At 72.3% G+C, this 21,981-nt stretch carries 14 protein-coding genes; 11 read left to right on the forward strand and 3 right to left on the reverse strand.

From position 1 onward, the window contains the following. The first annotated feature begins 1 nt into the window (after window position 1). From ACZ7RU_RS16985 to ACZ7RU_RS16995, 3 genes are all read left to right on the forward strand, one after another. The gene (locus tag ACZ7RU_RS16985; RefSeq protein WP_387751989.1) at window positions 2–301 is read left to right on the forward strand and encodes a hypothetical protein; all 300 of its coding nucleotides are present in this window, start codon (window positions 2–4) and stop codon (window positions 299–301) included. 246 nt (window positions 302–547) lie between these two features. Further along, window positions 548–1,666, forward strand: a complete 1,119-nt coding sequence (locus tag ACZ7RU_RS16990) for a lipid II:glycine glycyltransferase FemX (protein WP_470341728.1) — start codon at window positions 548–550, stop codon at window positions 1,664–1,666. 13 nt (window positions 1,667–1,679) lie between these two features. Continuing rightward, the gene (locus ACZ7RU_RS16995) at window positions 1,680–2,714 is read left to right on the forward strand and encodes an alanine racemase (protein WP_470341729.1); all 1,035 of its coding nucleotides are present in this window, start codon (window positions 1,680–1,682) and stop codon (window positions 2,712–2,714) included. A gap of 25 nt (window positions 2,715–2,739) precedes the next feature. On the opposite strand, the gene ACZ7RU_RS17000 is transcribed toward ACZ7RU_RS16995, so the two are convergent. Together ACZ7RU_RS17000 and ACZ7RU_RS17005 are read right to left on the reverse strand one after the other, a co-directional pair. Continuing rightward, complete coding sequence (locus ACZ7RU_RS17000) at window positions 2,740–4,317, reverse strand: glycosyltransferase family 87 protein (RefSeq protein ID WP_470341730.1); 1,578 nt, start codon at window positions 4,315–4,317, stop codon at window positions 2,740–2,742. 259 nt (window positions 4,318–4,576) lie between these two features. Further along, window positions 4,577–7,204, reverse strand: coding sequence for a transglycosylase domain-containing protein (locus ACZ7RU_RS17005; protein ID WP_470341731.1), 2,628 nt, complete (start codon window positions 7,202–7,204; stop codon window positions 4,577–4,579). Between the two features lie 351 nt (window positions 7,205–7,555). On the opposite strand from ACZ7RU_RS17005, the gene ACZ7RU_RS17010 reads away from it, so the two are divergent. The 5 genes from ACZ7RU_RS17010 to ACZ7RU_RS17030 all read left to right on the forward strand — a co-directional run bounded on the left by ACZ7RU_RS17010 (window position 7,556) and on the right by ACZ7RU_RS17030 (window position 12,753). Beyond that, window positions 7,556–8,257, forward strand: coding sequence for a PadR family transcriptional regulator (locus ACZ7RU_RS17010; protein WP_470341732.1), 702 nt, complete (start codon window positions 7,556–7,558; stop codon window positions 8,255–8,257). A gap of 126 nt (window positions 8,258–8,383) precedes the next feature. Then, window positions 8,384–9,466, forward strand: coding sequence for an inositol-3-phosphate synthase (locus ACZ7RU_RS17015; RefSeq protein WP_470341733.1), 1,083 nt, complete (start codon window positions 8,384–8,386; stop codon window positions 9,464–9,466). Between the two features lie 180 nt (window positions 9,467–9,646). Further along, complete coding sequence (locus ACZ7RU_RS17020) at window positions 9,647–10,906, forward strand: MFS transporter (protein WP_470341871.1); 1,260 nt, start codon at window positions 9,647–9,649, stop codon at window positions 10,904–10,906. 108 nt (window positions 10,907–11,014) lie between these two features. Further along, complete coding sequence (locus ACZ7RU_RS17025) at window positions 11,015–11,695, forward strand: LppU/SCO3897 family protein (protein ID WP_470341734.1); 681 nt, start codon at window positions 11,015–11,017, stop codon at window positions 11,693–11,695. Window positions 11,696–11,727: 32 nt separating this feature from the next. Next, a complete protein-coding gene (locus ACZ7RU_RS17030; RefSeq protein WP_470341735.1) occupies window positions 11,728–12,753 on the forward strand; it encodes an LppU/SCO3897 family protein in 1,026 nt (341 codons plus the stop codon). Window positions 12,754–12,843: 90 nt separating this feature from the next. Here ACZ7RU_RS17030 and ACZ7RU_RS17035 read toward each other — a convergent pair whose 3' ends face one another. Further along, complete coding sequence (locus ACZ7RU_RS17035) at window positions 12,844–14,268, reverse strand: CCA tRNA nucleotidyltransferase (protein ID WP_470341872.1); 1,425 nt, start codon at window positions 14,266–14,268, stop codon at window positions 12,844–12,846. A 355-nt stretch (window positions 14,269–14,623) separates the two neighbouring features. Here ACZ7RU_RS17035 and ACZ7RU_RS17040 point away from each other — a divergent pair, with 355 nt between their 5' ends. The 3 genes from ACZ7RU_RS17040 (at window position 14,624) to ACZ7RU_RS17050 (ending at window position 21,973) form a co-directional block, all read left to right on the forward strand. Beyond that, entirely contained in the window at window positions 14,624–17,179 is a 2,556-nt protein-coding gene (locus tag ACZ7RU_RS17040) for a DUF6049 family protein (RefSeq protein ID WP_470341736.1), read from the forward strand. Window positions 17,180–17,236: 57 nt separating this feature from the next. After that, complete coding sequence (murJ, locus tag ACZ7RU_RS17045) at window positions 17,237–19,711, forward strand: murein biosynthesis integral membrane protein MurJ (RefSeq protein WP_470341737.1); 2,475 nt, start codon at window positions 17,237–17,239, stop codon at window positions 19,709–19,711. 303 nt (window positions 19,712–20,014) lie between these two features. Then, window positions 20,015–21,973, forward strand: a complete 1,959-nt coding sequence (locus tag ACZ7RU_RS17050; protein ID WP_470341738.1) for a protein kinase family protein — start codon at window positions 20,015–20,017, stop codon at window positions 21,971–21,973. Window positions 21,974–21,981: the final 8 nt, after the last annotated feature.

Genomic DNA, 21,981 nt, shown 5'->3' on the forward strand with positions numbered 1-21,981 from the left:
CATGGCCCAGTCCGTCCACCGCATGCCCGCCCTCACGCTGAACACCGACGGCCACCCGCACCCCCGCGAGAACACCCTGGTGGGCATCACCGCCCTGCTGGGCGTGATCGCCTTCACCACCTCGTTCTTCCACAACCTGCACCTGCTGACCTCGTGGACCGGCCTGTTCGGCATCGTCACGGGCCTGTGGGGCATGTTCGTGTCGGTCACCACCGCCGAGCGCTTCGTCCTGATGGTCACGCTCGGCGCCGCCGCGCTCGGCTTCTATCTCGGCATCGCCCGCGGCGGCCTCTGGGGCTGAGCCGCTCCCGGACCGCCCCGCGCCGTCCCCCCGACCGCCCCTACCGAGCCCCCGTCCGCCCGCTGGGACCGAGCCCACAGGGCCCGCCCGGAACCCTCACCGCCCCCGTCGCGTATCTGCAGGAGGAGACAGGTACCCGACGGGGGCGCCGCCGTGCCCGCCGCGACGGGCGCCCGGGCCCCGGACGATAGGGTCAGCCCGAGAACCTGGGGCCACCGCAGCCCGACCGACGAGGAGCACCGAGCAATGAGCCTGCGCCTGAGGACGATCACCCGCGAGGAGCACCTCGCCTTCATCAGGAGCCGCGCCTCGGCCAGCCACATGCAGGTGCCGTCGTGGGGTGACGTGAAGGCCGAGTGGCGGTCCGAGTCGATCGGCTGGTTCGACGACGCCAACCAGCTCGTCGGCGCCGGCCTGGTCCTCTACCGCCAGCTGCCCAAGCTCAAGCGCTACCTCGCCTACCTGCCCGAGGGCCCGGTCATCGACTGGTTCGACCGCGACCTCGACCGCTGGCTCTCCCCGATGCTGGCGCACCTCAAGTCGCAGGGCGCGTTCTCGGTGAAGATGGGCCCGCCGGTGGTCATCCGCCGCTGGAACGCCCCCACCATCAAGGAGGCCATCGCCGCCAAGCAGGCCAAGCGGCTGCGCGACGTCGAGGCCGACTGGTACGAGGCCCGCGCCTTCGAGGTGGCCGACCGGCTGCGCAAGGCCGGCTGGCTCCAGGGCGAGGACGGCGGCGCCGGCTTCGGTGACGTCCAGCCCCGCTACGTCTTCCAGGTGCCGCTGGCCAACCGCTCGCTGGACGACATCCAGAAGGGCTTCAACCAGCTCTGGCGCCGCAACATCAAGAAGGCCGAGAAGAGCGGCGTCGAGGTGGTCCAGGGCGGCTACGACGACCTGCCGATCTTCCACCAGCTCTACCTGGTCACCGCCGAGCGCGACAAGTTCACCCCGCGCCCGCTGGCCTACTTCCAGCGGATGTGGAAGGCCCTCGTCGCCGAGGACCCGAACCGCATGCGGCTCTACATCGCGTACCACGAGGGCGAGCCGCTGGCCGCCACCACGATGCTGGTGGTCGGCGAGCACGTCTGGTACTCCTACGGCGCCTCGGCCAACCACAAGCGCGAGGTCAAGCCGTCCAACGCCATCCAGTGGCGGATGATGCGCGACTCCTACGCCCTCGGCGGCGGGGTGTACGACCTGCGCGGCATCAGTGACACCCTGGACGAGGACGACCACCTGTTCGGTCTGATCCAGTTCAAGGTCGGCACCGGGGGCCAGGCCGCCGAGTACCTCGGCGAGTGGGACTTCCCGCTCAACAAGCTGCTGCACAAGGCCCTCGACCTCTACATGTCCCGCCGCTGAGGAGGCTGCCCCGATGACGCTGTCGCTCTACCTCGACACCGAACGCTGGCGCACCCACCAGCGCTCCGTCCTCGCCGAGTTCCCCGGCCTGGTGCCGGTCGCCAAGGGGAACGGCTACGGCCTGGGCAACCACCGGCTGGCCGAGGAGGCGACGCTGCTGGGCACCGGGGTGCTCGCCGTCGGTACCGCGTACGAGGCGGCCGACGCCGCCGAGTGGTACGGCGGGGAGCTGCTGGTGCTCACCCCCTACCGGGTCGGCGAGGAGGTGCTCCCGCTGCCGCACGCCCGGGTGATCCGGACGGTGGCCGGCGTGGACGCGCTGCGCGCGCTGCACGGCACCCGGGTGGTGCTGGAGTGCATGACCACCATGCGCCGGCACGGCGTGAGCGCGGCGGACCTGCGCACCGCCGCCGCCGAGCTGGAGGGCGTCAGCTTCGAGGGCCTGGCGCTGCACCTGCCGATGGACCGGCCGGACGGCTCCAGCCCGGTCGAGGAGGTCGCGTACTGGGTGGACACCGCCCAGGCCGCCGGCATCCCGGTGCACACCGTGTTCGTCAGCCACCTCGGCGCGGCCGGGATGGTCCAGCTGGCCCAGCGCTACCCGCAGACGGTCTTCCGGGCCCGGATCGGCACCCGGCTCTGGCTGGGCGACCACGCCGCGCTGGAGGTCCGGGCCACCGTCCTGGACGTCACCCCGCTGCAGAAGGGCGACCGCTACGGCTACCGCCAGCACCCGGCGCCCTCCGACGGCCACATCCTGGTGGTCGCCGGCGGCACCGCGCACGGCATCGGCCTGGAGGCGCCCAAGTACGTGGCGAGCATGGGGGCGCGGGCCAAGGGCATCGCCCGGGCCGGCCTGGCGACCGTCAACAAGACCAAGTCGCCGTTCCACTGGGCCGGCAAGCAGCTGTGGTTCGCCGAGCCGCCGCACATGCAGGTCTCGCTGCTGTTCCTGGACGGGGAGACCAAGCCCCCGGCGATCGGCGAGGAGCTCGGTCTCCAGGTCCGGCACACCACCACGCACTTCGACCGCGTGGTGGACCGCTGAGCCAGGCCTTCTCGGCGCTCGCTCGCTACGGCTTCTCGGCCGGCTCCAGCAGTTCGGGTTCGCCCAGCCACTGCTCGGGGCCGGCCGGCGCGTACGCGGCGTAGCTCTCCTCCTCGCGCAGCCTGCGGGCGGTGCCCAGCACGAACACGTCCGGGGCGTGGTCCAGCACCCCGCCGGAGGGGTCGTCGCTGCCGTCCCAGCGGACCGGGTCACGGTCCGGGTGGAGGACGTCGCGGACCACCAGGGCGACCAGGTAGAGCGTGCCCAGCAGGTGCAGCCCGATCGCGAAGTGGTACCAGCCCTCGCCGAGCCCGTGCTGCTTGGAGCCGGTGACCAGGCCCAGGTGGGACCAGATGCCCAGGGTGTAGAGCACCTCGCAGGCCTGCCAGATCAGGAAGTCCCGCCAGCGCGGCCGGGCCAGCACCGCGAGCGGCAGCAGCCAGAGCGCGTACTGCGGCGAGTACACCTTGTTGACCAGTACGAACAGCGCGACGACCAGGAAGGCCAGCTGGGCGAAGCGCGGCCGGCGCGGGGCCGAGAGGCCGAGCCACGCCACGGCCAGGCAGCCCAGCACCATCAGCACGCCGATGTAGACGTCGAGGTCGGCCAGCCCGGCGCCGCGGCGCTGCATCAGGATCAGCCAGAACGAGCCGTAGTCCTCGCCGCGGTGCTTGCTGAACACGTAGAAGGTCGACCAGCCCCGCCAGTTGGCCAGCATGATCGGCAGGTTGACCAGCAGCCAGGAGCCGACCGCGCCGCCCAGCATCACCCGGAAGTCGCGCCACCTGCCGGCCCGCCAGCAGAGCACCAGCAGCGGGCCGATCAGCAGCAGCGGATAGAGCTTGGCCGCGGTGGCCAGACCGATGAAGACACCGGCCCAGCCGGGCCGGGCGCCGGACCACCAGGCCATCGCCACGGCGGCCAGGGCGACCGCGAGCAGGTCCCAGTTGACGGTGCCGTTGAGCAGCAGGACGGGGGCGAGCGCGAACAGCAGCGCGTCCCACGGGCGGCGCCGGTGGGTGCGCGAGAGCGCCACCACGGCGACCACCGCGCAGGCCATCAGCATCCCGGCGTTGATCGCCCAGAACCACTGCTCCTGGCTCTGCTGGTCCCCGCCGCCGGGCGTCAGCCAGGCCGCGACCTGCATGAACAGGCCGGTCAGCACCGGGTACTCCAGGTACTGGAGGTCCCCCGAGGAGCCCGGGATGCGGTCCACGTACGGGTGCAGCCCGGCCGCGAAGCCGCGTCCGGAGAACAGGTGCGGGACGTCGCTGTAGCAGGCGTGGATGTACTGCGGCGAGCCCGGCTGGAACCAGGCCTGCTCGTAGCAGGGCAGCTTCTGCACCATGCCGAGCACCGACACCACGATCACCGCGAGCGCCAGGAAGCGCGCCGGGATCCACCAGGAGACGCCGAGCAGCGCCCGGCGGCCCGGCGGCCCGCCGATCACCTCGCTGCCGGCCGCCGCCACCGGGTCCTCGTCGGCCGGGACGACCACGGTGTTGGCCGGCGGCGCGGCCGTGGCGACGGCTGCCGGGAGGGGCCCTGCGGCGGCGCCGGACCCGACCGGGCCGGCGGTTTCGTCACGATCGCTCGACGTCATGCCGGACATCCTGCCGCACCGGTCCCGTCGGGACGAGGAGGACCCCGCAACGGTCCGCGCCCCCGCACGGCGGCCGGGCCCGCCAATCGTGACGAAACGGCCGTCCCGGAACGGCCGCGCCGGGGCCGCGGTGCGCCGGACGGGAACGGGGTCGACGGCCTCCGGAGGGGACGGCGGGTGACGGCCCCCGGACGGGAACGGCGGTGGCGGCCCTCCTCGGAGGACCGCCACCGCCGTTCGTGGTTCCGTCGGCGCCGGGCTACGGCGTGGTCGACCCGCCCTGCAGACCGCCGGTGCTGGTCGGCGACGGCTTGCCGCCACCGCCCGGCTTGCCGCCACCGCCGGGTGACGCGCTGTCCGTCGGCCCCGGCGGCTGCGTCGGGCAGTTGAACAGCAGGCAGCTGTTGGTCGGGCGCGGGTTCCTGGTCGGCGTGTTGGTCGGCTGGTCGCCGGGGCAGTCCACACCGGGCACGCAGGTCTGGGTGGGCTGCGGCTGCACCGGCGGCTGCGGCGCCTGCGACTGGGTCTGCGCCGGGGCCGTCGGGGTGTCGGTCGCGGTCGGGACCGCCGTCGGGCTGGCCGTGGACGGCGCACCGGAGGAGTCCACCTCGGTGCCGACCGGCTGCGGGGTCGGGAAGTCCATCTTCTTCTCGTTGGCCAGCGCGGCCCTCATGTACCGGGTGAAGACGTCGGTCGGGATGTCACCACCGTGGATGGACTCCTTGCCGCCGGTGCCGTTGAGCGACTGCCGCTCGTGCTTGGCCGGGTCCTCGCGCCACATCGCGACGCTGGTCACCAGCTGCGGGGTGTAGCCGACCCACCAGGCCGACTTGTTCTGGTCGGTGGTACCGGTCTTGCCGGCCACCGGGCGGCCCAGGTCCTTCGTCTTCTTACCGGTACCGTTCACCGCCACGTTCACCAGCACGTCGGTGACGTTGTCGGCGACGGCCGGCTCCAGCGCGACCTTGGCCTCCTTCTTGCCGAAGCCCGGGCGCTCCACGCCGCTCACCTCGACCTTGGTGACCGAGTACGGCTCGGCCTCCTTGCCGCTGGCCGCCAGGGTGCCGTAGGCGGTGGCCATCCGGATCGGGCTGATGGTGGAGGTGCCGAGCGGGAAGGTCGCCGTCTTCGGGTCGGCGAGGCTCTCCTTCTTGACCCCCATCTGCACCGCGATGTCGGCCACGTTCTGGCCGCCGACGTCCTGGTTGAGCTGGACGAAGGGCACGTTGTACGAGTACTGCATGGACTGCCGCAGCGAGACGTAGCCGCGCTTGCCGGAGTCCTCGTTCTTCTGCCGGTACGGCTTGCCGTCGTCGCCGATCACCAGCGAGCCGTCCGGCTTGCGGATCTCGGACATGTCGTCGGCCAGGTAGCGGCTGTCGGCGTTGATCCGCTTCGGCTTGCCCTTGTCGTCCTTCGCGGTCTGCACGCCGACCTGCATCGCGGTGGCCAGCACGAAGGGCTTGAAGGTCGAGCCGACCTGGACGCCGGTGGCGTCGGCGTTGTTGTCGAAGTGGCCGTTCTCCACGCCGTCACCGCCGTAGAGGGCGACGATGGCGCCGTCGCCGGGGCGGATGCTGGCGGAGCCGAACTGGATGTTGGTGTCGTTGTCCGGCCGCTTCTGCGGGTTGAGGTTCTCCGCCTTGACGTCGTCGACGGCCTTCTTCAGGGCGTCGACCTTGTCCTTCTCGAAGGTGGTGTAGATCTTCAGGCCGCCCCGGTCGATCATCTGCTGGGTGATCGTCTTGTCGGTGGCCATCACGTACTTGTTGGCGGTGTCGACCAGGTAGCTGATCTCACCGTTCATGTTGGAGCTGGGCTTCTGCGGGATCGGGTCCGGGAAGGCGGTGCACTTGGCGCGCTCCTCCGGGGTGATGGCCTTGGTGTCCACCATCTGGTCCAGGATCCAGTTCCACCGGCCCTGGGCCCGTTCCTTGTTGTTCGGGTTGGTGGGGTCGTAGTACGTCGCGCCCTTGAGCAGGCCGGCCAGCATGGCGCTCTGGCAGACGTTCAGGTCCTTGGCGTCCACCCCGTAGTACGCCTGGGCGGCCGCCTGGGCGCCGTTCGCGCCGCGACCGAACCAGCTGGTGTTCAGGTAGCCCGTCAGGATCTCGTTCTTGTCCTTGTCCTGGTTGATCTTCAGCGTGATGAAGAACTCCTTCACCTTGCGGCTGAGGGTCTGCTCCTGGCTCAGGTAGGCGTTCTTCACGTACTGCTGGGTGATGGTCGAGGCGCCCTGGGTCTCACCTCCCTTCGCCATGTTGTAGACGGCGCGGAGCATGCCCTTGGGGTCGATGCCGCTGTCGGTCTTGAAGGTCTTGTTCTCCGCGGCGATGACGGCGTTCTGGAGGTTGGGACTGATGTCCTTGAGCTCGACGATCTGCCGGTTGGTCTGGCCCTTGCGGGTCATCTCCGTGTTGTCGGCCCAGTAGTAGATCGTGTTCTGGTTGTTCACCAGGTCGTTCAGCTCGGGGACCTTGGTGGTCTGGTACAGGTAGAACACCAGGCCCACGAAGGTGCCGAAGACCAGCAGGAAGCCGCTCAGCCACTGCCGCCAGGACGGCAGCCAGCGCCGCACGCCGGTCTTGCCGAACCGCGGGTAGTCGATGAAGCGCTTCTTGCCGGGGCCGGCGGCCGCGGCGGCGGAGGCCGTGGCGGCACCGCGCCGACCGCCCCCCTTGCCCTTCTTCTGGGCGGCCTTGCGCATCTCCGCACGGGTCATCCGGGGCTGTTGCGCGGTCTCCCTCATCCCCTGCGGGCGGCGCCGGCCGACGCCTTCCGAGCGCAGCTCGTCGGGCCCCGGCCCGTCGCCCCGACGGCCGCCGCCTCCCGGGGGCTGCTGCCCCTCACCGCCCGGGTTGGGCGTCCTTCGCCGTCGCTCGCTCATCTTCCAGCCACTCCTCGCCAGGCGTTTCCAGCCTGAAGGCAGGGTTCACGTCCGATGCCCGCAAACCGCCCTGATCGGAGGTGGTCCTCGTGCACACGCGACAGCGTACGCAGCACGGAAATACAACTAATCGGACATCAGTTCCCAATGCCCACAAAACGGCGACAGATCATTACACGCCCGTTGCCAACCCCGCCCGCGCGTCGGCTTGTGATCACATTCACGCGTGCCCCCCTTGCCCGTTCCGGGGTTCGGGTTTACTGTTCTCGATATATCGAGCCGATACATCGAAGCGGCATACCGCCGGATGCAGCGGCCGGTCGGACACCGAGCGGGAGGAGGACGACGGCAGTGGGCAGACGCTCAGGAGTGCTGGAGTTCGCCGTCCTCGGACTGCTCCATGACGCCCCGATGCACGGTTACGAGCTGCGCAAGCGGCTGAACATCCTGCTCGGAACGTTCCGGGCGCTGTCCTACGGGACGCTCTACCCCTGCCTGAAGAGCCTGGTCGCCCAGGGTTTCCTGGTCGAGGACAACCCGGACGTCGAGTACGTCCCGGCCACCGCGCTCAACGGCAAGCGGTCCAAGATCGTCTACCGGCTATCCGCCGAGGGGAAGCAGCGCTTCGAGGAGCTGCTCGCCGACTCCGGCCCGGACGCCTGGGAGGACGAGCACTTCGGCGTGCACTTCGCCTTCTTCGGCCAGACCGACCGGGCCGTGCGGATGCGCGTCCTGGAGGGCCGCCGCAGCCGGCTGGAGGAGCGGCTGGAGCGGATGCGCAACTCGCTGGCCCGCGCCCGCGAGCGGTTCGACGACTACACCGTCGAACTCCAGCGGCACGGACTGGAGTCGGTGGAGCGCGAGGTCCGCTGGCTCAACGAGCTGATCGAGACCGAGCGGTCCAACCGCACCGGGCGGACCGGCCCCGACGCCGGCGGCAACACCGCCGCCGGCCCCCGCAAGACTTCGGACGGCCGTGGCCAGGAGACCGGGTCCCAGGACCCGTCCGGGCAACCGTACGACCGCCCGGGGCGCTCCGACCAGGAGCGCTGACACCGCGCCAGCCCTGTGCCGCGCGGCAGGATTGGGCGCCTCGCGCCCGCACATGCAGTCATCGAAGAAGCAGGACGAGTTCCGCCGACCCCGGCGGTCCTCATGAGATCACAGGGAGCAACCGGAATGGGTTCGGTTCGCGTAGCCATCGTGGGCGTGGGCAACTGCGCCGCGTCGCTGGTGCAGGGTGTCGAGTACTACAAGGACGCCGACCCGGCCGGCAAGGTCCCCGGCCTGATGCACGTCCAGTTCGGTGACTACCACGTCCGTGACGTGGAGTTCGTCGCCGCCTTCGACGTCGACGCCAAGAAGGTCGGCTTCGACCTGGCCGACGCCATCGGCAACAGCGAGAACAACACCATCAAGATCTGCGACGTGCCGCCGACCGGCGTGACCGTCCAGCGCGGCCACACCCTCGACGGCCTGGGCAAGTACTACCTGGAGACCATCGAGGAGTCGGACGACGCCCCGGTCGACGTCGTCCAGGTCCTCAAGGACCAGCAGGTCGACGTCCTGGTCTGCTACCTGCCCGTCGGTTCCGAGGACGCGGCCAAGTTCTACGCCCAGTGCGCCATCGACGCCAAGGTCGCCTTCGTGAACGCCCTACCGGTGTTCATCGCGGGCACCAAGGAGTGGGCGGACAAGTTCACCGAGGCCGGCGTGCCGATCGTCGGTGACGACATCAAGTCCCAGGTCGGCGCGACCATCACGCACCGCGTGATGGCCAAGCTGTTCGAGGACCGCGGTGTCATCCTCGAGCGCACCATGCAGCTGAACGTCGGCGGCAACATGGACTTCAAGAACATGCTCGAGCGCGAGCGCCTGGAGTCCAAGAAGATCTCCAAGACCCAGGCCGTCACCTCGCAGATCCGCGACCGCGAGCTGGGCGCCAAGAACGTCCACATCGGCCCCTCGGACTACGTGGCCTGGCTGGACGACCGCAAGTGGGCCTACGTCCGCCTGGAGGGCAGGGCCTTCGGCGACGTCCCGCTGAACCTGGAGTACAAGCTGGAGGTCTGGGACTCCCCGAACTCCGCCGGTGTCATCATCGACGCCGTCCGCGCCGCGAAGATCGCCAAGGACCGCGGCATCGGTGGCCCGATCCTGTCGGCCTCCTCGTACTTCATGAAGTCCCCGCCGGTGCAGTACTTCGACGACGAGGCCCGCGAGAACGTCGAGAAGTTCATCCGCGGCGAGGTCGAGCGCTGAGCCTGACCGCTCCTGGCTCGTAGGAAGGGCCCACGGTCTCCGGATCGTGGGCCCTTCACGTCTCCGCAGCCGATGTTTCACGTGAAACGGCGGCCTGTTCCGTGGCACCCTGGGCGGGTGGCGATCACCGAGAACGGCAGCACCCACCAGTCCGCGCACCGCGCCACGCTCCTCGACCTGATGCGGGGCCGCGATTTCCGGCGGCTGCTGACCGCCCGGGTGCTGTCCCAGCTCTCGGACGGCGTCTTCCAGGTCTCGCTCGCCGCGTACGTGGTGTTCTCCCCCGAGAAGCAGTCCTCCCCGGCCGACATCGCCTCGGTGCTGGCCGTGATGCTGCTGCCGTTCTCGGTGATCGGCCCGTTCGCCGGTGTGCTGCTGGACCGCTGGCGCCGCCGCCAGGTGCTCTACTTCGGCAACCTGGCCCGCTTCGGGCTGGGCCTGGGCACCGGGGTGCTGCTGCTGGCGGAGGCGCCGACCTGGCTGTTCTTCGCCTCGGCCCTGCTGGTCACCGCGCTCAACCGGTTCATCCTGGCCGGCCTGTCCGCCGCCCTGCCCCGGGTGGTGGAACAGGACCGGCTGGTCACCGCCAACGCCCTCTCCCCCACCCTCGGGACGGTCGCCGCCGCCTCGGGCGGGGGCATCGGCTTCCTGCTGCACCAGCTGATGGCCCCCGGACCGAGGGCCGACGCCGCCCTGGTCACGGTGGCCGCGCTGCTCTACCTGTCGGCCGCGCTGGCCGCCCGGCGGATGGACCGCGACCTGCTCGGCCCGGACCAGCACGAGGACCGCCCCGGGCTCGGCCAGGCGCTGGTCCGGGCCGCCGTCGGACTCGGCGCCGCGGTGCGCCACCTGGTCCGGGACTGCCGGCCGGCCGTGCACGCGCTGGCCGCCGTCACCGCGGCCCGGTTCTGCTACGGCGTGCTGATCGTGGTCGTGGTGATGCTCGCCCGGTACACCTTCAACGACCCGACCGACAGCGCGGCCGGGCTGGTCACCCTCGGCCAGGCGGTCGGGCTGTCCGCCGCCGGGTTCTTCGTCGCCGCGCTGGTCAGCCCCTGGTGCACCCGCCGGCTGGGCCTGGCCGGGTGGATGACGGCCTGCCTGGCCGCCCCGGTGGTGTTCGTCCCGGCGCTGGGCCTGAGCTTCGCCCTGGTGCCCTGCCTGGTCGCCGCCCTGCTGCTCGGGGTGGTCACCCAGGGCACCAAGATCTGCGCCGACACGGTGGTGCAGGAGTCGGTCGAGGACGAGTACCGCGGCCGGGTGTTCGCCATCTACGACGTGCTGTTCAACGTCGCCTTCGTGGCCGCCGCGCTGGTCACGGCGCTGGTCCTGCCGCTGTCCGGCCGCTCGGTCGCGGTGGTGACCGGGGTCGCCGGGGTGTACGCCCTGACGGCGGTCCTCTACCTGGGCGCCGCCCGCCGGAGCCCGCTCCCCCGGTGACCAGGCCGCCCGGGAGACCTCGGGGGCTCGGGGCGGAGGGCGTCCGACCGACTCGCTAAGGTACTCAACCTGTCGGAACGACAGAACTCTTCCTCGGGGGACGAACTGATGAGCACACCACCCAATCCGTACGGACCGGCCCCCATGGGCCCGCCCGCGGCACCGCCGTACGGGGCGCCCGTCCCGCCGCCGGCCGCGCCGTACGGCCCGCCGCCGGCCTACGGTCAGCCCGCGCCGCAGGCCCCGCCCGGCTACGGCCCACCGCCCGGCTACGGACAGCAGCCCCCTGGGCAGCAGCCCTACGGGCAGCAGCCGTACGGACAGCCGGGCTACGGCCAGCCGGCCCCCGGCCCGTACGGCCAGCAGCCGCCGCCCGGGCCGTACGGCCAGCCGCAGCCGGCCCCGGCGATGCCGCCCGCGCCGGCCGCCAAGAAGCGCGGCCTGCGGTCCAAGCTACGGATCGTCGGGGTGGTCGGCGGCTGCGTGGCGCTGGCGGTGGGCTACTTCGTGGCCGGGCCGAGCGTCAGCAGCGCCAAGCCCGGCGACTGTGTGCGGGCGAGCGGCTCCCGCGACATCGACATCGTCAAGTGCACTGACAGCAAGGCGAATTACCGCGTGCTCGCGAAGTTCGAGGGCACCACGGACACGACCCGCTGCAAGCAGACGCCGCAGACCACGAGCGTGGTCTCGGGCAAGAGCGGCCGCCGCTGGAACAAGAAGCGGTACGTGCTCTGCCTCGGCCCGCTGGCGCCCACCACCACCGGCGTCCCGCCGGTGAAGAAGTCCTGACCTCTTCCGCCTCTCCTTCCCGGGGGACCCCCTTGTCCGTTCCGCCTCCGCCCCAGATGCCGTACGGCCCGCCCCCGGGTGACGGCAACCCGTACGCCTCCGGCGGCTCCTACGGGGCCCCGCCCCCGCCGCCGCCCCCGGGGTACGGCTACCCGAGCGCCCCGCCGCCCGAGCAGCCGTACGGCGCCCCGCCCGCGCCCGGCGGTTACGGCTACGGGTACCCGCCGCCCCCGCCGGACGGCACCACCTGCCGGTTCTGCGGCGGCTACCCGGCGGTGGACGCCACCGTCCGCGGCCACCAGGGCATGATCATCATGTACCGGATGCTGCGGATGACCGGCCCGTTCTGCCGCACCTGCGGCACGGCGACGGTGCGCGACATGTCGGCCCGGACGCTGGTCCAGGGCTGGTGGAGCCCGGTGTCCTGGCTGCTGACCCCGATCACGCTGCTGCTGAACCTCGTCCCGCACAACCGGTTCAAGCGGCTGATGCCGCCCGTCCCGGGCAGCCACGGCCCGCAGCTCGACCCGGGCGCCCCGCTGACCAGCCGGCCGCACATCGCGATGCTGCTGGTGCCGGTCTCGCTGGCGGTCGCCCTGACCCTGGCCGCCACCGGGGTGCTCGGCCCGAAGAAGGGCGACCCGCTCGCCGACCCGACGCCGTCCGCCACCCGGCTGACCTTCTCGCCCGCGCCGCTGCCGATGCCGACCTACACGCCGCCGGTCATCCCCTCGCCGACCTTCACGCTGCCGGTGCCGACGCTCACGCTCCCGCCGGTCACCACTCCGGCCGACTCGGACACCAAGGTGGACTCGGCCGGCCCCGGTGACTGCCTGCGCAACGCGAACGGCACCAGCGAGACCACGGACACCAACCCGAAGATCACCGTGGTGCCCTGCACCGACGCCAAGGCGCAGTACAAGATCGTCTACAAGTACGTCGCCACCTCCGACGAGAAGTCCTGCGAGAAGCAGCCGAAGTCGGACAGCTGGTACACCAGCAAGCACCCCAACTTCCCGGCCCTGGACTACGTGCTCTGCCTGAAGCAGATCAAGTAGCCCGGTACGGACGAGGGGTGGCCCCGGCGCTCGGCCGGGGCCACCCCTCGCGTCGTGTCCGGAGTCCGCTGCGCGGCTCCGGAGCGGGACTCAGTCCTGCTGCCCGGCCCACCAGGCCCGCAGCGCCGCCACCGCCTCGTCGTGCTCCATCGGGCCGTGCTCCAGCCGCAGTTCGAGCATGTGCTTGTACGCCTTGCCGACCTGCGGGCCGGGCTTGAGGCCGAGCAGCTCCATGATCTGGTTGCCGTCCAGCGCCGGGCGGACGGCGTCCAGCTCCTCCTGCGCCTTCAGCTCGCCGATCCGGGCCTCCAGACCGTCGTAGGTGCGGGAGAGCGCGGCCGCCTTCTTCTTGTTGCGGGTGGTGCAGTCGGAGCGGGTCAGCTTGTGCAGGCGCTCCAGCAGCGGCCCGGCGTCGGTGATGTAGCGGCGCACCGCGGAGTCGGTCCACTCGCCGCCGCCGTAGCCGTGGAAGCGCAGGTGCAGCTCGACCAGGCGCGAGACGTCCTCGGTGAGCTCCTTGGAGTACTTGAGGTCGCGCATCCGCTTGCGGGTCATCTTGGCGCCGACCACCTCGTGGTGGTGGAAGGAGACCCGGCCGTCCGGCTCGAAGCGGCGGGTGCGCGGCTTGCCGATGTCGTGCAGCAGCGCGGCCAGCCGCAGGGTGAGGTCCGGGCCGTCCTGCTCCAGGTCGATGGCCTGCTCCAGGACGGTCAGCGAGTGCTCGTAGACGTCCTTGTGCCGGTGGTGCTCGTCCCGCTCCAGCCGCAGCGCGGGCAGTTCGGGCAGCACGTACCCGCCCAGACCGGTGTCGACCAGCAGCCGGAGGCCCTTCACCGGGTGCTTGGCCAGCAGCAGCTTGTTCAGCTCGGCCTGGATCCGCTCGGCGGAGACGATGGTGATCCGCTCGGCCATCGCGGTCATCGCCGCGACCACCTCGGGCGCCGGGTCGAAGTCCAGCTGGGCGGCGAAGCGGGCGGCCCGCATCATCCGCAGCGGGTCGTCGGAGAAGGACTCCTCGGGGGTGGCGGGGGTGCGCAGCACCCGGGCCTCCAGGTCGTCCAGGCCGTGGTGCGGGTCGACGAAGCCGCGGCCGGGCAGGTCGACGGCCATCGCGTTGACCGTGAAGTCCCGGCGGACCAGGTCCTCCTCGATGGTGTCGCCGTAGCTGACCTCGGGCTTGCGCGAGGTGCGGTCGTACGCCTCGGAGCGGTAGGTGGTGATCTCGATCAGGAACGAGCCCTCGGGGGTGTCCTTGCGGGCGCCGACCGTGCCGAAGGCGATGCCGACGTCCCAGACCGCGTCGGCCCAGCCCTTGACCAGCTTGAGCACCTGCTGCGGGCGGGCGTCGGTGGTGAAGTCCAGGTCGTTGCCGAGCCGGCCGAGCAGCGCGTCCCGGACGGAGCCGCCGACCAGCGCGAGCCGGTGGCCGGCCGCCTCGAACCGGCGGGCGATCTCGTCGGCGACCGGCGACACCCGCAGCAGCTCTTGGAGGCCGAGCGTCTGGGCCTCGCTCAGACCTGGGACGGCCTGGACGGCGGTGCTGGAACGGTCGGTACGCGCGATGGGCTCATTGGCAGTGGACACGGCTCACAAGGGTACGTGCCCCGACAGGTCAACCGCCCGCGCGTTCTGGGCGTCTCACCCCACAGCCCGCAACACTGCACCGCGGGCTGCATCGTTACCATGCCGGTGGACGGGTCTCGGGCACCGGACAGGGGATGCGGTGCCGCGTGCCGCCGCCACCCGCGGAACTCCGGCGGCGACGGTGCCGGACGAAGAGTCCCGAGAGGGTCAGCGAAGAGCGTCGGGCGGACCGCGCCGGACGGACAGCATCAGCAGCGAACGATCGAGAACGGCGAGGGCGAAGCGAGTGAGCGAGCCGGCACGGCACTCGGGCCTGGGGGCGCACCGACAGCCTGGACGGGCCGAACGCCCCGCCGGGGGGCGCCATCCGGCCCGCCGGGCGCGCCGTGCGGGCCTGCGCCTGGCCGCCGCCTGCGCGGCCGCCCTGACCCTGCTCACGGCCGCCCCGGCCGGTGCGCTGCCGGCCGGCGGCAACGTCCGCCCGGCCGCCGACTCCTCCGGCACGGCCGAGTACCCGGTGGTGATGACCATCGACACGCTGAGCCCGCAGGTGGCCACCCCGAACGGCATCGTGACGATCACCGGGCAGGTCACCAACGCCGGCAAGTCGGCGGTCAAGGGCGCCCACGCGGCCGTCCGCAAGCCGTACTCCGGCAAGCCGCTGGACCGGCGCAGCGACCTGGCCGCCGTGGCCGACCGCTCCACGCCGGACAGCAAGGACGGCGTGGAGCTGGACAGCCCGCAGTACGCCCTGCCGGAGCTGGACCCGGGACAGAGCCAGCCGTACACCCTGAGCGTCGCGGTCAGCGACCTCGGACTCTCCAGCAGCGGCGCGTACGAGCTCGCGGTGGACGCCTGGGGCGGGACCGCCGACAACCCGCGCGACCGCGCCCTGGGCATCGCCCGGACCTTCCTGCCGTACAACCCGGGCGGCGCCGAGGCGCAGCCGACCAAGGTCGCCACGGTCTGGCCGCTGGTGCACCCGCCGGTGCTGGCCGCCCAGACCGTGGCCGGCAGCGACAACGACCAGCCGGTGTCGGTGCTGCGCGACGACAGCCTGGCCACCGAGTTCGCCCCGGGCGGCCGGCTGTTCGAGCTGGTCGACACCGGCGCCAAGCTGAACGGCCTGACCTGGGTGATCGACCCGGACCTGCTGGACGCCGCGCTCGCGATGACCAAGACCTACCGGGTGCAGAAGCCGGGCACCGAGGGGTCGGGCAAGTCGGCCAAGGACGACAACACCGTCCAGGTCCAGGGCGGCTCGCCGGCCGCCGTCGCCTGGCTGGACAAGCTGCGGGCCGCCGTCGCCAAGCCGGGCAGCCAGGTGGTCGCCCTGCCGTACGCCGACCCGGACCTCGCCTCGATCGCGCACAACGGCTCCGACCTGGCCGGGATGACCACCGCCCTGAGCAAGGCGGCCACCGCCGGCCGGCTGACCGTCGAGGGCCGGCTCGCCGTGGACACCCGCTCCGACGTCGCCTGGCCGTACCAGGGCCACCTCGACCAGCAGATCGCCGCCCTCGCCCAGCAGTCGGGCAGCGGGCTGGTGCTGGTCAACGGCGGGAGCATGCCGGAGCCGGACTCGCTCAACTACACCCCGAGCGCGGTCCGCCCGATCGGCAACGGGCAGAGCGCCGTGGTGGCCGACGAGACCGTCTCCGCGCTCTTCGAGCACGACCTGACCAGCCCGCAGGCGCAGACCCGGTCCACCCAGCGCTTCCTCGCCGAGACCTTCGCGATCACCCACGAGCAGCCGCAGAACCAGCGCGGGCTGCTGGTGATGCCGCCGCGCGACCTGAGCGCCGCCAACGCCAAGGCGCTGGCCAACGCCCTGCAGACGGCGGACGGCAAGTGGATCTCCTCGGTCAAGCTGGACGCGGTGGCCCAGTCCGCGGCCGACCCGAAGGCCAACACCGCCGTCCCGGCACCCACCGACTACCCGACCCAGTCCCGGGCCTCGGAGCTGCCGGCGGCCGACCTGAGCCGCACCGACGACATCCAGCACGACCTGGACACCCTGATGCGGGTGCTCACCCTGCCGCAGCGGGTGCGCGGCCCGTTCAGCGCCGCGATGGTCCGCTCGCTGTCCACCGAGTGGCGCAGCCGGCCGCAGGCCGGGAACACCTACCGGGCCGGCGTCACCGGGTACCTGAAGGAGCTGACCAACGCCGTCCAGGTGCCGAAGAAGAACGTGGTCACCCTGGCCGGCAACACCGGTCTGCTCCAGGTCAGCGTCCGCAACGACCTGACCCAGACGGTCACCAACCTGAAGCTGGTGCTCACCTCGGCCCAGCCGAACCGGCTGCGGGTCAGCAAGGAGGAGGAGCTGGTCCTCCCGGCCTCGCAGAGCGTGACCCTCCGCTTCAACGCCGAGGCGCACAACAACGGGCCGGTGGCGATGACCGCCCAGCTGTGGACCACCGGCCCCGACGCCAGGCCGTACGGCGAGCCGCAGAAGTTCAAGGTGGAGGTCACCTCGGTGACCAACGGCGTGCTGTACGTCTTCGCGGGCGCCGGCCTGCTGCTGCTGCTGGCCGCGCTGCGCTTCGTGCGCCAGCGCAAGCGCCGTGGCGGGCAGCCGCACGAGGACGGCGACCAGCCGGTCGGCGACGGCCCGGCGGCGGGCGACGGCGGAGCGGCGGGGAGCGCTCCGCGGCCCGCGGCGGACGGTGCCGAGGAGGGCACCGCGCGGCGGTCCACCGCGGATCCGGCCGGGGCCCCGGCACCGGACGGGACCGGCGGGACGGACGGCACCCCTGGTGACGGTCCTGCGCAGACACCGCGCGGCAGCAGCCCGGATGGCCGGGATCGGACCGCCAGTGATGAGAAGGTTGGTCCTTGACACCGCCGACCCCCAGCACCGCCGGGCCGGTCTCCCCCACGACAGCGAAGAGGTGACATGACCGGGCGCAGCGAGGAGCGGCCGCCGGGCCGCGGTGAGAGCCGGCCGGGCGCCGAGTCGCCGTCCGGCGACTGGTACGTGGCCGACACCTACGCCCAGGACCCGTACGCGGCGGACGCTTACGGGCACCCGCAGGACGGCCAGGACCCGTACGGTCTGCGGGCCGGTCGGCCCGCCGCGCCCCAGCCGCCGGCCGCCGCGTACGACGTGCCGCCGCAGCTGCCGCCGCAGGCCGGCGGCTACCCCACGCCGGTGCCGCCGACCCCGTACCAGGCCCCGGAGCAGTTCCCGGAGCAGTTCGCCGCGCCGGTGCCGCCGGTGCAGCCCGGCTGGGACACCCCGGCGCAGGCCGCCTGGCCGCAGGGGCAGGCCCCCGCGCAGGCCGCCGGCGGCCACTGGGGCGGCGTCGAGCAGCCCCGGCCGCAGTGGGAGCCGGGCCCGGCGCACTCCGCCTGGGACTCCGAGACCACCGAGTACGTCGGGGTGGACGCGCTGTTCGGCGGCGGTCCGGCGCAGGCCGCGGCCCAGCCGCCGGTCCCGCAGCCCGCTCCGGCCCCCCAGCCGGGCCGGCCGACCGCCCCTGCGCCCGGCCCCGCGCCGTACCCGCAGACGGGCGGCTACCCGGGGCAGCCGCAGAACGGCGGCGCTCCGGGCGGGCAGCACCACTTCGTGCCGCCGATCGAGTTCGACCCGCCGCTCTCCGAGGAGGAGGCCACCATGCAGGTGGCCGCCGTCGCGGTGCCCCCGGCGGTCGAGCCGCTCGCGGACGTCGCCGCCGACGAGCGGGCCGCCGGGCAGGAGTCCGGGCCGGCCAAGGCGGCCGGCGGCGGCAAGGTCTCCAGCCTGCTGAACTCCAGCGCGATCATGGCGGCCGGCACGCTGGTCTCCCGCGGCACCGGCTTCGTCCGGACCATGGTGATCACCGCGGCCATCGGCGTCGGCGTGATGGGCGACTCGTACAACGCGGCGAACACCCTGCCGACCCTGCTGTACATCCTGATCGGCGGCGGCGCGCTGAACGCCGTCTTCGTGCCGCAGCTGGTGCGCAGCATGAAGAACGACGAGGACGGCGGCACCGCGTACGCCAACCGGCTGCTCACCCTGGTGATGGTCGGACTCGGCGGCGTGGTCTTCCTCGCCGTGCTCGGGGCACCCGTGCTCGTGCAGCTGATCGCCCACCCGATGATGGCCAACCCGGAGCGCGCCGAGACCACGGTGGCGATGGCGCGCTACTGCCTGCCGACCATCTTCTTCATGGGCATCCACGTGGTGATGGGCCAGATCCTCAACGCCCGCGGCCGCTTCGGCGCGATGATGTGGACCCCGGTCCTGAACAACATCGTGGTGATCTTCACCTTCTCCGCCTACCTCTGGGTCTACGGCGGGTTCGGCACCACCCACGTCACCCCGGAGGGCATCTCCCCCGAGGGCGTGCGGCTGCTCGGCCTCGGCACCCTGATCGGCCTGGTCGTCCAGTCGCTGGCGATGATCCCGTACCTGCGGGCCGCCGAGTTCCGCTTCCGGCCCCGCTTCGACTGGCGCGGCCACGGCCTGGGCAAGGCCGCCCGGCTGGCCAAGTGGACGTTCTTCTTCGTGCTCGCCAACCAGGCCGGCTACCTGGTGATCACCCAGCTGTCCACCAAGGCGGGCGACGCCGCGTCGGCCTCCGGCCACGGCGGTGTCGGCCTGGCCGCGTTCTCCAACGCGCTGCTGATCTGGCAGCTGCCGCAGGCCGTGATCACCGTCTCGATCATGAGCGCGGTGCTCCCCCGGCTCTCCCGGGCGGCGGCGGACGAGGACGCCGGCGCGGTCCGCGACGACATCTCCTACGGGCTGCGCACCACCGCGGTGGCGGTCGTCCCGGCGGCCTTCCTGTTCCTGTCGCTCGGTCCGGTGGTCGGCCGGGCGATCTACGCGGTCGGCGGCAACGACACCGTCCTGAACGATGCCACCAACATCGGCCTGATGCTCTCCGCGTTCGCGCTGGGCCTGATCCCGTACTCCGCCCAGTACGTGATGCTCCGCGGCTTCTACGCCTACGAGGACACCCGCACCCCGTTCTCCAACACGGTGTGGGTCGCGGCCTGCCAGGCCGGCTTCGCGCTGCTGTGCTGGCTGGTGCTGCCCGCCGAGTGGACGGTGACCGGCATCGCCTTCGGCTACGGCCTGGCCTACGCCATCGGGGTGATGGTCGCGATGCCGAAGCTGAAGAAGCGGATCGGCGGGCTGGACACCAAGCGGATCGGCCGGACGTACAGCCGGCTGGCCGCCGCCTGCGTCCCGGCCGCCCTGGTCGGCCTCGGCGCCAGCCTGGGCGTCCAGCAGGTGCTCGGCGGCTGGGCGGGAAACATCCTCGCCCTGGTCGTGGCCGGCGGCCTCCAGCTGGCGGTCTTCGTGCTCATCGCGAAGCGCCTGCGGATCGAGGAGCTCAACTCCATGCTGGGCATGGTCCGCGGCCGGCTGGGCCGCTGACCGGCCGACCACCGGCCGGACGAGCGGGCGCCCTGACCGGGCGTCAACCGGAGCGAGGCGCTCCTCCGCTCGTCCGGCCGAGTGCTGGGTCACCGGTCGGTTCGGGTCCGCCCGGCCGCCGGATGGCGACCCGGTGTCGGATCTGCACCACATCTCTCCACCCGTATGCAACCGAGCGGACGCCTCAGCGGTCGTACCCGGTGGAGAAGAGTGGGCACAATTGTCCTGGAGCACAGGGCCGCCGACCCTCGGGCTCCAGCGACTCTCTCAGGCCGGGGCGACACAAGGGGAGGCAGGACCACGGTGGCTGATGGCACCAAGGCGGTCGTCGACACGTCAGCAGCTGACGCGGCGACGGACGAGGCCGCGCTGGCCGCGGCGATCGACGAGCTCGCGGGCTCGGAGGACGCCGCCGCGAGCACCTCCGCGGACGCCCGCGAGGACGCCACCGCCGCCCCCGGGCGCACCGAGGCGGACGAGGAAGAGGACGAGGAAGAAGACGACGCACCGGCCGCGGGCCCGGGGTCCGCCGTCGGCGAGGAGACCTCGGAGATCACCGCCCCGCTCTCGGTCCAGGAGCTCCGCGCCGAGCTGGCCGCCGGCTCCCCCCGGAAGAAGCCCGACCCCGAACCCGCCCGCCCCGCGCGCCGCCCCACCGACCCGCAGCCCACGGTCGACCCGCGCGACACCGCCACCCTCCCGCGCACCCTCCCCGCCCCGCAGCGCCGCAGCGGCGACATGATCGGCCACCGGTACCGGTTGGAGGAGTGCATCTCCCAGACCGAGACCTTCAGCAGCTGGCGCGCCGTCGACGAGAAGCTGCGCCGGGCGGTCGGCGTCCACCTGATGGCCTCCGGCCACCAGCGGGCCCGCAAGGTGCTGGCCGCGGCCAAGTCCGCCGCCCTGCTCGGCGACCCGCGCTTCGTCCAGGTGCTGGACGCCGTCCACGAGGGCGAGCTGGTCTACGTCGTGCGGGAGTGGCTGCCGCACTCCTCCGACCTGGCCAGGCTGCTGGCGAACGGCCCGATGGAGCCGCACGAGGCGTACCAGATGGTCCGCCAGGTAGCCGACGCCGTCGCGGCCGCCCACCGGCGCGGCCAGGCCCACCTGCGGCTTACCCCGCGCTGCGTGCTGCGCACCGACAGCGGCCAGTACCGGATCAACGGCATCGCGGTGGACGCCGCCCTGCGCGGCCTTCCCGGCGAGGACGCCGAGGACGCCCAGCGGGCCGACACCCGCGCGATCGGCGCACTGCTGTTCGCCGCGCTCACCCACCGCTGGCCGTACCCGGAGGACCGCTACGACCTCAAGGGCCTGCCCAAGGACCTCCAGAACGCCGCACCGGACCAGGTCCGCGCCGGCGTCCACAAGGGCCTGTCAGAACTAGCCGCACGGGCCCTGTTCGACCAGCCGCCGCACCACGCCCAGCCGATCAACACGCCGGAGGAGCTGGTCCGGGCGATCGCCCAGATGCCCCGGATCCGCCAGCCCGAGCCGGAGCTGCCCGCCTTCCCGACCCCGCCCCGGCACAACACCCACGCGCTGCCCACCGCGCCCAACCCGACCCGGGTGGCCGACACCACCGTCGCCCCGCTGCCGGCCTCCTCCCGCCCGACCTCCTCCCGGCGCGCCCGGCGGCGGCTGCGCCGGGTGGTCAAGGCCACCGCCTGGACGGTCGCCCTGGGTGCGATCGGCGTCGCCTCCTGGCAGTTCGTCGACAGCCTGCGCCACACCGGGTCGGCCACCGCGTCACCGCTCCCGTCGGTCAGCAGCAGCGCGCCGCACCCGCAGGCCAGCACCCACAACCCGGCGCCGATCGCGATCAAGGGCGCCCAGTCGTACAACCCGCTGGGCGAGGGGTCCGACGGGAACGCCGCGAAGGCCGTCGACAACGACGTGAACACCACCTGGAACACCCAGTGGTACAACGACCAGTTCGGTACCAAGCCGCCCGCCCTCAAGTCGGGCACCGGCCTGATCATCGACCTCGGCTCGTCGCAGACGGTCTCCTCGGTGAACGTCCAGTTCGTCGGCGAGCACACCGCGGAACTGCGGGTGCCCACCGCGGCCGCCGCCGCCAACCCGGCGCAGGCCAGGCCGGAGGGCTTCACGGTGGTGGGCAGGCAGACCGGGACCAACGTCGAGTACACCCTCGACGCCCCGGTCACCACGCGCTACCTCTTGATCTGGCTCACCGCTCTGCCGAAGGATAACGTCGGCCACTTCGTCGGCCAGGTCGCGGAGGTCAAGGTCTCCGGCTGACCGGGTAC

The sequence above is a fragment of the Kitasatospora sp. NPDC114501 genome, assembly GCF_055633695.1.